At 69.8% G+C, this 12,693-nt stretch carries 12 protein-coding genes and 1 tRNA gene; 1 reads left to right on the top strand and 12 read right to left on the bottom strand.

Annotated elements, in window-relative coordinates:
- Positions 1-37: 37 nt before the first annotated feature.
- From OG904_RS18730 to OG904_RS18710, 5 genes are all read right to left on the bottom strand, one after another.
- On the bottom strand, positions 38-679 hold the full coding sequence (locus OG904_RS18730) for an IclR family transcriptional regulator (protein ID WP_054222485.1): 642 nt from the start codon (positions 677-679) through the stop codon (positions 38-40).
- 393 nt (positions 680-1,072) lie between these two features.
- Positions 1,073-2,857 (bottom strand): DEAD/DEAH box helicase, encoded by a 1,785-nt coding sequence (locus tag OG904_RS18725; protein ID WP_405492385.1) that lies wholly within the window; start codon positions 2,855-2,857, stop codon positions 1,073-1,075.
- 173 nt (positions 2,858-3,030) lie between these two features.
- Entirely contained in the window at positions 3,031-3,402 is a 372-nt protein-coding gene (locus OG904_RS18720; RefSeq protein ID WP_405492383.1) for a type II toxin-antitoxin system death-on-curing family toxin, read from the bottom strand.
- Positions 3,399-3,596 carry a plasmid mobilization protein gene (locus OG904_RS18715; protein ID WP_030769667.1) on the bottom strand — a complete coding sequence of 66 codons (198 nt, stop codon included), beginning with the start codon at positions 3,594-3,596 and terminating at the stop codon, positions 3,399-3,401. The genes OG904_RS18720 and OG904_RS18715 overlap by 4 nt, the downstream gene beginning before the upstream one ends.
- A gap of 32 nt (positions 3,597-3,628) precedes the next feature.
- Positions 3,629-5,122, bottom strand: a complete 1,494-nt coding sequence (locus OG904_RS18710; RefSeq protein ID WP_405492379.1) for an MFS transporter — start codon at positions 5,120-5,122, stop codon at positions 3,629-3,631.
- 214 nt (positions 5,123-5,336) lie between these two features.
- Between OG904_RS18710 and OG904_RS18705 the strand changes: the two genes are divergently transcribed.
- Positions 5,337-5,408: transfer RNA gene (locus OG904_RS18705), tRNA-Cys, on the top strand.
- An 84-nt stretch (positions 5,409-5,492) separates the two neighbouring features.
- On the opposite strand, the gene OG904_RS18700 is transcribed toward OG904_RS18705, so the two are convergent.
- The 7 genes from OG904_RS18700 to OG904_RS18670 form a co-directional block, all read right to left on the bottom strand.
- The gene (locus OG904_RS18700; RefSeq protein ID WP_405492377.1) at positions 5,493-5,684 is read right to left on the bottom strand and encodes a hypothetical protein; all 192 of its coding nucleotides are present in this window, start codon (positions 5,682-5,684) and stop codon (positions 5,493-5,495) included.
- A 346-nt stretch (positions 5,685-6,030) separates the two neighbouring features.
- Entirely contained in the window at positions 6,031-6,579 is a 549-nt protein-coding gene (locus tag OG904_RS18695) for a hypothetical protein (RefSeq protein ID WP_328298930.1), read from the bottom strand.
- Positions 6,579-8,861, bottom strand: a complete 2,283-nt coding sequence (locus tag OG904_RS18690) for a hypothetical protein (RefSeq protein ID WP_405492375.1) — start codon at positions 8,859-8,861, stop codon at positions 6,579-6,581. The genes OG904_RS18695 and OG904_RS18690 overlap by 1 nt, the downstream gene beginning before the upstream one ends.
- A gap of 12 nt (positions 8,862-8,873) precedes the next feature.
- A complete protein-coding gene (locus OG904_RS18685) occupies positions 8,874-9,299 on the bottom strand; it encodes a hypothetical protein (protein ID WP_328298932.1) in 426 nt (141 codons plus the stop codon).
- A gap of 83 nt (positions 9,300-9,382) precedes the next feature.
- A complete protein-coding gene (gene mycP, locus OG904_RS18680; RefSeq protein ID WP_405498110.1) occupies positions 9,383-10,465 on the bottom strand; it encodes a type VII secretion-associated serine protease mycosin in 1,083 nt (360 codons plus the stop codon).
- A 132-nt stretch (positions 10,466-10,597) separates the two neighbouring features.
- Complete coding sequence (locus OG904_RS18675; RefSeq protein ID WP_405492373.1) at positions 10,598-12,067, bottom strand: hypothetical protein; 1,470 nt, start codon at positions 12,065-12,067, stop codon at positions 10,598-10,600.
- Positions 12,067-12,567: a hypothetical protein gene (locus OG904_RS18670; RefSeq protein WP_405492371.1), complete on the bottom strand. Its 501-nt coding sequence runs from the start codon at positions 12,565-12,567 to the stop codon at positions 12,067-12,069. Before OG904_RS18670 ends, OG904_RS18675 begins: the two co-directional genes overlap by 1 nt.
- Between the last annotated feature and the right edge of the window lie 126 nt (positions 12,568-12,693).

Below are 12,693 nucleotides of genomic sequence, written 5' to 3'. Positions count from 1 at the left end.
GCTCGGTGTCCTGATTGCTGACGTCCTGCTGCGGGACTCAGCGCAGGGCGTCGGCCACCTCACGGGCGGCGTCCACCACGCGCGGGCCGACCCGCTCGGGCACGGCGTCGGCCAGCATGACGACGCCCACGCTGCCCTCCAGTCCGGTGATGCCCACGAGGGGCGCGGCGGCCCCGCTGGCGCCCGCTTCCAGCTCCCCGTGGGTGAGCGTGTACCCGGGCTCGATGAGCGTGCCCTGGCGGGCGGCCAGGATGGCCCGGCCGGCGGCCCCGCGATCGAGGGGGTGACGGAAGCCGGGCCGGTAGGCGACGTGGTAGTCGGTCCAGGTCGGCTCCACGACCGCCACGGCGAGCGCCTCGGTCCCGTCCACGAGGGTCAGGTGCGCGGTGGCACCGATGTCCTCGGCGAGGGAGCGCAGCGCGGGCAGTGCCGCCTCGCGCACCAGCGGGTGGACCTGGCGGCCCAGCCGCAGGACGCCGAGCCCGACGCGCGCGCGGCCGCCGAGGTCGCGGCGGACCAGGGCGTGCTGTTCGAGGGTGGCCAGGAGGCGGTAGACCACGGTGCGGTTCACACCGAGGCGGTTGGAGAGCTCGGTGACGGTCAGACCGTGGTCGGTGTCGGCGAGCAGTTTGAGAACTCGGAGTCCTCGGTCGAGAGTCTGGGAGGTTTCCGCGGTCACGACGCCTCTCCCTCTTTCGGTGGGCGGCGGTGACTCTCTGGGGATAGCGACGCCGGTCCCTCGGCGACGCACGGAGAGGCCGCCGGTAGCGGCCATGGCACCGGCTGCGCTCCCGCGGCGGCGTTGCCACGGGGCGTTCGATGCGGGGACAGTAGCGAGCGGGTCCGCTCAGCGGAAGGGCTCGTCCACAATCCGGGCGCCTACAGCCGTTTTATGGCGATTGTGAACGCGAGTCGCCGTCAATTCGTGACCTTCCGGTCCCCGGCGTCGCCTCACGGTCCCCTACCGCCTCCCACGGCCCCACGACGCACAGGACGCCCCCGCCACGGGTCCCCGGACGGGCGGGGAGCGGGCGAACCTCCACCCGTCCCCCACCGCATATTCCGTAGGAAATCACCGCATGCGGGTGGCCCACTCCTGGACCTTCTTGATGCGCTCCCGCAGCTGTCCCGCCGTCGCCTCCGCGCTCGGCGGTCCGCCGCACACCCGGCGCAGCTCCGTGTGGATCACCCCGTGCGGCTTGCCGCTCTGGTGGACGTACGCGCCCACCATCGTGTTCAGCGACTTCCGCAGCTCCAGCAGTTCCTTGTGCGAGACCACCGGGCGCCGGTCGGCCGGCAGCTCCAGCAGGTCGGCCTCCGAGTCCGGCTTGCGCCTGCTGTGCGCGATCTGCCGCGACTGCCGCTTCTGGAGCAGCATCTGCACCTGGTCGGGCTCCAGCAGCCCGGGGATGCCGAGGTAGTCCTGCTCCTCTTCACTGCCCGGGTGGGCCTGCATGCCGAACTCGGCGCCGTCGTACAGGACCCGGTCGAAGACGGCGTCGGACTCCAGCGCCTCGAAGGACATCTGCTCCTCGTCGCCGGTGTCCTCGTCCTCCTGCTTGTTCGCCTCCTCCATCTCCTTCTCGGAGTCGGCGTACGGGTCCTCCTCGCCCTGCTTCTTCGGCTTGTCGAGCACGTGGTCGCGCTCGACCTCCATCTCGTTGGCGAAGCCCAGCAGGTAGGGGATGGTCGGCAGGAACACCGATGCCGTCTCGCCGCGCCTGCGCGAGCGCACGAAGCGCCCGACGGCCTGCGCGAAGAACAGCGGCGTGGAGATGGTGGTGGCGTACACGCCCACCGCGAGCCGCGGTACGTCGACGCCCTCGGACACCATGCGGACCGCGACCATCCAGCGGTCGTTGCTCGCGGCGAACTCGTCGATCCGCTTGGAGGCACCGGTGTCGTCGGAGAGCACCACGGTGGCCTTCGTCCCCGTGATCTCGCGGATCAGCTTGGCGTACGCGCGCGCGGAGTCCTGGTCGGCGGCGATGACCAGCCCACCCGCGTCCGGGATGCCCTTCCTGACCTCCGTCAGCCGCTGGTCGGCGGCGCGCAGCACGTTCGGCATCCAGTCGCCGCGCGCGTCGAGCGCCGTGCGCCAGGCCTGGGAAATGGCGTCCTTGGTCATCGGCTCGCCGAGGCGCGCGGCGATCTCGTCGCCCGCCTTGGTGCGCCAGCGCATGTTGCCGCTGTAGGAGAGGAAGATGACGGGCCGCACGACCCCGTCGCCGAGCGCGTTCCCGTAGCCGTAGGTGTAATCGGCGGAGGACCGCCGGATCCCGTCGTTCCCCTCCTCGTAGGCCACGAACGGAATCGGATTGGTGTCGGACCGGAAGGGCGTGCCGGTGAGCGCGAGCCGCCGGGTCGCCGGGTCGAAGGCCTCCAGGCAGGCCTCGCCCCAGGACTTCGAGTCACCGGCGTGGTGGATCTCGTCGAGGATGACCAGGGTCTTGCGCTGCTCGCACCGGTTGCGGTGCAGCATCGGCCGCACGCCCACGCCCGCGTACGTGACCGCGACCCCGTGGTAGTCCTTGCTGAGCGGGCCGGCGGAGTAGTCCGGGTCCAGCCTGATCCCTATCCGGGCGGCGGCTTCCGCCCACTGCTTCTTCAGGTGCTCGGTGGGTGCGACGACGGTCACCTGCTGCACCACGTGGTGGTGCAGCAGCCACGAGGCGAGGGTCAGCGCGAAGGTGGTCTTGCCGGCGCCGGGGGTGGCGACGGCGAGGAAGTCGCGCGGCTGGGTCTCCAGGTACCGGTCCAGCGCACCCTGCTGCCAAGCTCGCAGGGCGCTGGCGGTACCCCACGGCGCGCGGCCGGGGAAGGCGGGTGAGAGGTGGTGGGAGGCGGTAGTAGTCACGGTCTCCGGTTCGGGCTCTCGGCGGCGTACCCGGTACGGACAGCGGCGGTACGGGCCGCGGTACGGGCAGTCGTACGTAGGACAACCGGGCCACCTTACCGGCCCGGACCCGCCCCCCGCGGAGGGACAGGCCCGTGACCTCGGGGCGTGCGTCGAGCGTCACATTCCGCGGGTCAGCGGGCGAACTGCGGCAGCTGCGCGGCGATCTTGGGCACGTCCAGCACGCCCTGGCACACGTCCAGCACGAAACGCTCGGCCTCGTCGACGTCGAAACCGGCGTCCAGCGGATGTCCGTTCATGTGCAGGAAAACCCAGGTCGCATACCAGGCGATGCGCTTGTTGCCGTCCACAAGGCCGTGGTTGCGGGCGAGGGACTCCATCAAGGCCGCAGCCTTCTCCCAGATGTCGGGGTAGGCGTCCTGCCCGAACACGCTCGACTGCGGGCGGGCGAGCGCCGAGTCGAGCAGCCCGTAGTCGCGCACCTCGCTGGTCCCGAGCCGCTCCGCGAGGTTCAGCACCTCGGGCAGGGCCAGGTAATGGGTCACGCAAGCCTCCGGTTCAGCTCACCGCTGACCTTCAGGACGTGCTCGGCGGCCTCGTTGAACAGCCGTGAGTGTTCGTTTACGGCCCTGATCACCGCCTCATGCGCGAAGGACTGCATGCTGCGGCCCTCCGCCTCGGCGCGCTCGCGCAGGGCGTCCAGCTCTTCTTCGGTGAACCTGACATTCAGACCGGCCATAAGTCGATGGTACCGCGCGGTACCGTGCGGTGTCAGTCCCGCCGGGTCAGGCCTTGGCCGCCGGGTTCCCGTCCAGGCGGGTTCCCGTCCAGGCGGGTCGCCACCCAGGCCCCCACCAGCGCGACGCAGGCCATCGGCAGGAAGACCACCACGAAGGCGGCGGGGTGCGTGGCGGCGCTCGCGCCGCCCCCGCCCACGGAGTGCACCGCTCCCACCGCTCCCCCGCCCAGCGCGGCGAACGCCGCCCCACCGGCCGCCAGCAGCACCACATTGGCCAGGGCGTCCGAGATCTGCAGCGCGGCGGAGTTCTCCCCCGCCTCCTCCGGCGCCGACAGCTTCAGCAGCAGCACACTCGTGGAGCCGATCACCAGCCCCATCCCCAGACACCCCAGCGCCCACACCAGCGCCAGCGTCCACACCGGCACCCACGCCACGAGCACCGCCGGTGCCCCGGCGATCGCGGCCGCGACCATGATCATGCCCAGCACCATCAGCCGCCGGCGGTACGGCTCCACCCGCCCCTTCGACTGCACCCACGAGCCCGCCGCCCACGTCACCCCGCCCAGCGCGAGCGAGAACCCGGCGAGCGTCGGGCTCAGCCCCCGCTGGGTGACCAGCATCAGCGGGACGAAGCTCTCCGCCGCGATGAACGACCCCGCCGCCACACCCCGCAGCAGCACCACCGACGGCAGCCCGCGCCGCGCCCGGTAGGTCCCGCGCGGCAGCAGCCCCAGCACGGCGGGCACCAGCAGGGCCACTCCCGCCAGCCCCGGGAGCAGCGACAGCCACCGGAGGTCCTGGGCGGCGTACTGGAGCAGCCCGGCACCGGCCGAGATCCCGAGCGCCAGCCGGATCCGCCGCCGGTCGAACGCCACGGGCGGGGCCTCGGGGTCCACCGGCCCCGACGCGCTCCGCCGTATCGCCGGCAGGGCCACCGCGAGCGGTACGAAGACCAGCGCGGGTATCCCGAGGAAGACCCAGCGCCACCCGAGGTGCTCGGTCACCGTGCCGGAGGCCAGCGGTCCGACGATCGAGGGCACGACCCAGCTCGCGGCGAAGGCCGCCATGATCGCGGGCCGCAGCCGCTCCTCGTAGGCCCGGCTGACGACCACGTAGAGCGCGACGATGACCAGCCCGCCGCCGAAGCCCTGCACGGCCCGCCCGAGCACGAACATCCACATCGCCCCGGCGGTCCCGGAGCACACCAGCCCGGCGGCGAAGGCCCCGATCCCCACGGTCAGCGGCCGCAGCGGCCCCTGCCGGTCGGCCCACTGCCCGGAGAGCACCATCCCGAACAGGCTGGTCGTGAAGTAGGCGGAGAAGGCGAAGGCGTAGAGCCCGATCCCCTTCAGTTCCCGCGCGGCCACGGGCATCGCGGTCCCGACGGCGGTGGCCTCGAAGGCGATCAGGAAGACGACGGAGATGACCCCGATGCTGAGCGTCCGGTACGCCGGCCCGAGCACCCCGCCCTGGGGCCGGGGCGGGACGGGGACGGGTGCGGTGGCTCGCTGCGGGAGGACGCTCATCGCCCCAGAGTAAGGTGCGTGGCCCGGTATCGACCCTGTCATTCCGGCGTATCCCACCTCGTCCCCCAGCCCTAGGCCCACGGTCGGAACCACCCCGCCCGCCCACCCCACCGCCCCGGACTGTGAACGCGGCATGGCAGTCACGTTGCACCCCCCGCGCACCCCTTCCCGACCCACCCCCGCCCTCGTACGGTCATAGACATCACCACCACCCAGCCGTGTGCCCGAGTGGTTGAGGGACTCGCCTGCAAAGCGAGTTACGCCGGTTCGATTCCGGTCACGGCTTCTGACATCTGGACCAGGCAGGAAACGGCGGCTCCCGGACGGGTGCCGCCGTCCTGGTTCGCCCGTCTCACTTCGCGTCCGACTCTCAAGCGGCCCCGTTCCGTTCCTCTTCCAGCGCCCTGAGGGCATCGCCCCAGGTGGCGCCGCCGTTGCGCTTCCGTGCCACGAAGTACAAGCCCTCCTCATGCACCGCGCGAAGTTCCGCAACCACTCCGCGCAGCGGCATCGGGCGGCTCAAGACCTCCCGGCCGTGGGCCAGCGTCACCGGGAGTTCCACGTGGACATGGAAGGACGTGCACCACCGGCCCTCGTCATCGGCCAGGCACGCCTCGCGAATGTTGTGGGGCAGCCGGGCGCACCCGGAGCTTCAGGTGGGGTGCGTTCCTTCGGTACGTGGCCCAGGACGCAGCCATGTTGGCCACGACGCCAACGGCACTTCACGCGGCGACGAGGTGGGCGACTGCTGCGAGCGACATGAAGCCAAGACGCCCATCGGCCGCATACTCGGCAGTGGCAAGCATCAGCGCGGATGCATCAGCTCCTCGCAGGTGCGGTTCTGCCCTCACACGGCCCGGTCGCGGCGTACCGCCGGCTCCCACCGACCTTCGGCAGTCCACGGGGTGCTAGACGCCACACTGGGTCTGTTCCCTGGCCACTTCCAGGTACTTCTTCGTGAGCGTGGTGAACAGCGGGCGCCGGTCGGCTGACTTCATGTGCTCCACGGAGCCGCTGACCTCGAGCTCCAGCTCGAAGGAGTCCGCGGATCCCTTGCAGGTGAGGGTCGTGCGGGCACCCGTGTCCCACACCATCGCCTTGTCTCCGAGGGCTAGCGGTTCCGGTGCGGGCTTCGTGTCAGTGGGGGGCCAGAAGAAGCTGTCCCCCAGAGGCTGACGCGTGGCCGTGACCATTACCCGGACCTGGCCGTCCACTTCGATCGTGCATGTCGCCGCACGGCGCACCGCGTTCAGCCTGAGGTCGATCGGAGACTTCTCCTTCACCTCCTGGCCAGGTCCGATCAGCGGCTCCAGATCGGACCGGCTGAAGACTCCCCAGCACGAGCGGTCCGGCAGCTTCGAGGCCGCCGACTCCTTCTCGCTGGAACAGCCCGCCACCGCCAGCGCCACCAGCGTGGCAGTGACAGTGACCGCCAGAGTGCTGCGGGAGTAGCTCATCAGGAACCGCCGTTCGACGTCGCGACCTGACCACGGCCCACCGCATGGGCGTTCGCCGTCTCCGTGGATGCCACACCGGCAAGGGCGTCGATGCTTCGCTCGTTCATACCGGTGCCTTCCACAGCCTTGCGGACCGACTGGGCCGCGGATTCGCCGGCCTCCTTCTGCGCCTTCGCGTAGTCGATCACTGCCGCCTGATCGGCCTCGCCCTGCTTCTCCGCCTGGTCCTTCGTCGCCCTCTCGACCACGCCGTCCGTGATGTCCTCTTGGAGCCATTCCACGAAGTCTCCCGCCAGTGGCACCATTTCCAGGTACTTGCCACCCGCCGCGGTAATACCGCGGTTGATCCACTTAGCGTTGTCCTCTACGCCCTTGACGTACTCCTCCGCTTTGTGGCCGCTCTCAGCAAACGACCCCTCGGCCCTCGCCTCGGAAAGGATGCCCGCGATCTGACCACCGGGGTGTACGGCGCTCTTGATCGCCGCGTCCACATCCTCGTACTCGTTGCGGTGCACGACGACATCGTTGATGAGGGTGGTGGTGAACGCCCGCTGGGAATTGGTGATCGCGCCGTAGGCATCCGGGTCCTGGCCCACCACGCCGATGAAGGCCGCCATGCCGGCCTTGTCGAACTCGGCCATCTCGCCGTTCGCCTTGATCATCCGGCTGCCGTTCTCCGCCGACGCCTGAAGATCCGGCATGTACTCCGCCGCCATCTGCCCGAAGTGCCCGGAGAGACCCTTGAGCGGGGCCTGGCTCTCCCCCGGGTCGGCCACGACCAGTTCCGGCTTGTCGCCGATCTTCTCGACGACCCGTTCCATGACGGCCGCCATCTCCTTGGTGTGCTCGACCGGCGGGGAGTCCTCGTCACCCGGAATACGATGCGAGACCGCCGACACCAGGGCATCGCCCAGCGCCCGCTGACCCGGGTGCACCTCGCCCGTTTTCGTGGCGTCGAAGCCGTCCTCGTACGGCTTCTTGTCGAGCATGTAGTCGACCATGCCCTGGTCCTTGCCGTGCTGGCCCTTGACCGGCTTGTCGTCCTTGGTGACGATGCCGTCGCCGTTGCTGTCCTCGCGGACCGGCTCGTTGAAGAAGGCCGTCGCCGCGTCCGGGTTGTTGCCGAGGGCCTCCATGAGCCCCGTCAGCGGGTGGAAGCCCCGGCCACCGTCCTTGTCGTGGTTGAGGACCACGCCCAGGTCGTACGGGTTGTGGGAATCCCAGGCCCCCGGATCCTTGCGGTCCATGGCGACCATGTCCCGGCCGACCGAGGTCAGGAACTCGGTGTCGTACTTACCGTCGTGCAGCAGCGAGCCCAGCACCTGGTAGCCGTAGACCTTCGTCATCATCCCGACGTCGATCTCCTTGCGACCGGCCTTCATCAGCTGGGTCGTCCAGGCGGCGTCGAGGTGGTTCGGGACGTCCTTGTGTGTCGCCAGGCCGAGCATCGCGCCCATGTCGCTCTGGATGTTCGCGACCATGAGCGCGCGGTCCGCGCCGGCCGGGCCGAGGCTCGTGGCGTCCAGGGACATCTTCGCGTACGCCTGGAGCGTGCCCTCGGGGCCGACCGTCCGGTAGAAGCCCGTCGCGAACTCCGGGTCCTCGCGGTTGTCGTCGAGCAGGTCCTCCAGCTCCCGCAGCGCCTCAGGGTTGCGCGCCGTGCCGCCTTCGCCCGTGACCTTCTTCATCAGCTCGGCGGCGCGGGCGACCTGCTCCGCGTCCAAGGTCGTGTACTTCGCCACCGTGAAGTTGTTGTCGTCCGTGACGTTGGCCTGCAGCGCGCGGCCGAGGGAGTCGTCGGCGTCCTGGGCATCCTCGACGGCCCGGTTCACCCGCTCCTGCCACAGATCATGGTTCGTGCGGAGGGTCGCCTGGTAGTCCGGGTCGTGCTGGGCCGCGTAGCGGTCCTGAGGATCGGCGAGCGGGACGGCGGAGACACGCCCGCTCTCGTCGATCCGGAATCCGGCGGCCGGGGCGTCCGCGACCAGCTTCTTGAGCTGATCCTGGACGGCCTTGATGGTGGCGTGGCCGTCGGTGAGCAGCAGGTGGATGCCCTTGGCCTCCTGGGCCGCGTCGTCGAACTCCTTGGCCGTCTTGTCGATGAAGGAGCGGGCGACGCCGGCCGTGACGCCGTTCCACTGCGCCTTGTCCGACTTGGCCTTCATGCCGTTGCGCGCCGACTCCGCCAGCTCGTTCAGCTTCGCGACCGTCGCGGCCCAGTCCGTGATCGCGGTCTGGAGCTGGCCCAGGGGTGCGTTCATCACGTTCTCGTACGTCAGCACGTGTCCGCCGCCTTACTTGAGGAGCTGGTCGATCTTGGAGGAGGTGAAGTCGGCGTGCAGCTGCTGCTCCTCCTTGCTGTGCGAGGAGAGGGAGTAGTTCAGGCCGTTGGAGATGTTCGCGCAGGCGGCAACGAGGGTCTTGAGCTGGCTCTCCCAGCGGGTATTGACCTTGAGCAGGGCCGCACCGCTCGCGAAGTTCTCCCGCGTGAGCGCACCGGCCGCCTCGGCGGTGGAGGTGGCGGCGTGCTTGCCGTCCGCGGCGAGCCGGGTGTGGAGCTTGTACGCCTCGGAGCCGACCTCGCCGATGTGGTCCTGGTTGAGCTCCAGATCGGCGCCGCCGGCGCCCGGGCCGGGCTCGGCGGGGACGTGGTTGAGCCGCATGGTCACGTTGGCGGCGGCGGTGGTCCGGGCCGCGGACCATTCCTCGTCGAACGACATGGCGTGCGCTTCTCCCTCTCCTACTGGCTTCGGTGCCGTGGTGCGCCTCTAAGCGGCCCTACGGTCCTACGGTCCTCTGCGGATCAGCGGTTCCTGCGCCGGACGGCGACCGCGGTGACGGCTCCGCCGATGAGCACGCAGGCACCGAGCCCGAGGGCGAGCCAGGGCAGACTGCTGCCGCCGCTCTCCTCCTTGGCCTCGGCCTGGGGCGCGGGGCCGGCGGCGCCGCCGCCGGCCTGCGGCGTATTGCCGTCCGCGGAGGGCGCGGGTGAGCCCTTGGCGCCGGTCCCGCCGCCGGCTTCCGCGAGGTCGGGGAGCGGGTAGACGTCCGCGGGGCCGGGGTCACCGGGGGTGGCCACGGCGATGCGGGGGCGGACGATGCCGTACCCGACGAAGTCGCTGCGCGCGGTGCCGTCGGTGGGCTTGCCGGCGGTGTTCATGAGGACTCGGAGGACCTGGTTGTTGGTCCAGTCGGGGTGGGCGGACCAGACCAGTGCGGCGGAGGCGGAGGCGAGGGCGGTGGCGTCACTTGTGCCGTGGTTCTTGCACAGTTGGGTATCGCTGGCACAAGCCGTGACGATGTCGACCCCCGGAGCCACCAGGTCGACCTGGGGACCGTGCTGAGACTCCGCGGTAACTTTGCCCTCAGGGCCGACAGCACCGACCCCCACCACGCCTGGCGTTGCAGCCGGATACAAGACACTGTTACCCGCGTCACCCTCGTTGCCCACGGAAGCAAAGATCAACTTCCCCTTGGATAGGGCGTACTTAACGGCGTCGAGTCGCGCGGGGTCATCCTTGGACATTCCGAGCGAGATGTTGATGATCTTGGCATCCGAGTCCGCCGCGAATCGGATCGCCTCGGTCCAAGACGGGGCCGTCTCACGAGACTCATGTGGGACACGGATTGGAAGGATCTTGGCTCCTGGTGCAAGCCCGAACGACCCATCACCGCTGGGATGTTTACCTGTTGCTGCAATCAACGCAGCCATGGTGGTCCCATGCTTCTCATAGTCGGTACGTTCGTCGCCCTCGTTGTCCGTGGCGAGGTCCTTTCCGGGGAGGACCTGCCCCTCCAACTCGGGGATGCGGCCGACACCCGTGTCGATTACAGCGACAGTCACTCCCTTGCCCGTGCTGGTCTTCCAGATCTCATCGGCCTTCATCGAGTTGAGGTGCCACTGCTGGGACCGAACCGTCTCCGCATGGGCCGGGGTCGCAGCGACCCCGGCCAGCAGAAAACCCGCCAAGCCCGCGGTCGCCTTACGCATACGCATCCCGTGCAACGTCCGCTCCACTCAGTCAATCACCGGCGGCACGACATCACGGTCGCCCTGCCACGTCTCTTCGTCCTCAGCCAGGTAGTCAGGGCGCTCACCCTGTCGGCCGTTACCCCGTCGGCCCGGAGCATGCGCACCCGCGCCACCGCGACCCATTGGACCACCCGCCGGACCGGCGCCCTGTCCACCCCGAACCAGCCCGGACCCGCCCTGGGTAAACGGCTGCCCACCGGCGATTGAGCGGCCTCCCACACCCGACTGGCGCCCACCAACGACACCGCCCGGTTCGGTGGCGAGACGGCGACCGACCATGGAGCCGCCGGCGCCGCCATGCGCGCCGCCGCCTCCCATGCCCATCCCGCCGCCCATACCCATGCCACGACCAGCCGCCTGGGTGCCCTCACCGCCGATGACCGTGCCACGGGGAAGGCTCGCGCCCGGCCCACCGGGCGTCACGGGCCGACCGCCCGTGATTCCGCTGTCGCCCGGAGGTAGCCCGGCAATACCACCGCCGCCAGACTTCCCGCCGGGTCCGGGAATGGTCCAACCCGGACCAAACCCGCCAGGGCCGATACCGCCGATGGGCTTCGGTACGCCACCACCCGGCGGCAGCGTCACGGGCGGGACGAACCCGCCGGGGGTGACACCTGGACCGCTACCGCCCGGTCCGACCGGGCCCAGCCCTCCGGGCACTCCCGAGGTCGGGGGCAGGGTCGTACTCGGTGTGGGGCCCAAGGTGTCGAGACCGGTGCCCACATCGCGGTCCGGCGGTACAGGAACGGGGCCCGGCATTGAACCAGTCGGTGTGGGACCAATGCCGCCCACACCAGAACCGAAGTCCGGAGACGAAGGACCGGGTCCCGCCGTCGCTGGCACATACGACGATCCGCCCGCACCAGAAGTCCCCGTGGAACCGCTCGGAGAGCGCTCTAGTCGCTGCCCGCCATCCTTGACCTGAGGAACGAACCGCTCCGGAAACTTCGGAAACGTCGGAATCTCCGCCATCTCCATCCCGGTCGCCGACGCCTCGTACCCCTGCGCCAGCTTCGTCATCTGCTGGACGGCCTGCTGGTGGTCACCATTCAGCTTCGAGTTCGCCTGCTGGCCGATCTGCTGCGAGTCCGGGTCGTTGTGGAACTCCCGGGCCGCCTTGAGGTTCGCCGCCGCCCCCGTGTCGTAGGCGGGCATGTTGGCCTTGACCTCGATGACGACCTGGCTGGCCTGCGTCATCTGCTTGCCACCCGCAGCGCTGTATTCGCTCAGCCGCAGCGTCGCGTTGCCCGCGCGGTTGACCCAGTCCCGGAAGGCATTGGCCGACTCGCCGTCCCAGCCAGTGACCCGGTGGTCCTTGAGGCTTTCGCCGATCTCCTTGATGGTCGCCGCTGCGTCCGTCAGCTGAGCGCCGCGCGTCTTAAGGGTCTCGGCGTTCGCCGAGGCGATCATGGCCAACAGCTGCTGGTGCGTGTGGCCTTCGAAGTTCGTCGCCATCAGAAGCTCTCCCCCCCAGTGCCTGACGGCGCGCTTCCCTGTGAAGCCGAGCTGTGCGGGGGCGGCGGCGCCAACGGATCCCGGTCCGGGACGTAGTTCGCGTCAGCCTGCTTGCTGATCGCCAGCATCCGCCGCCTCGTGTCCTCGTCCACACCCGCGAAATCACGGCCGCTCGTCTGGATCGCGATGCTGAGACCCTCGATCTGGTCCGCCAGACCCTTGGACAGCGCCAACAGCTGCGTGTGGACGTTCGAGTACGCCGTGAACAGCCGCTTGGCCTCGTCGAAGCCCTCGCCGAGGGAGCTTTCCGGAATGGTGCCGTCCGCCAGCTTCTTGTCGCTTGCCGGGGACTCGTCCAGCTTGGCCAACAGACCGTCGACGCGCTTCTTGTAGTCCGACATCGATTCGTACTCGACCTGGAGCGCCCCCAGAGCGGCCTGCGAGATCACGCCCACGCCGAAGTCCCGCCCGAACACACCCGGCCCATAGTCCACTGCCACGTTGGCCTCCCCGACTCCCCGTCTTCCCCGTTCACACCGCGTTCGTACGCGTTCGCACACGCACGTCGCCAGTGTCCCCAGTCACTCTATCGAGAGAGTCCGACAGGCCCAAGTTCTGGGTTGCAG

This window comes from Streptomyces sp. NBC_00096, from assembly GCF_045041305.1.
Taxonomy (GTDB): domain Bacteria; phylum Actinomycetota; class Actinomycetes; order Streptomycetales; family Streptomycetaceae; genus Streptomyces.
The sequence above is the reverse complement of the archived record's forward strand: the minus strand, read 5'-3'. Positions and strand labels throughout refer to the sequence as shown.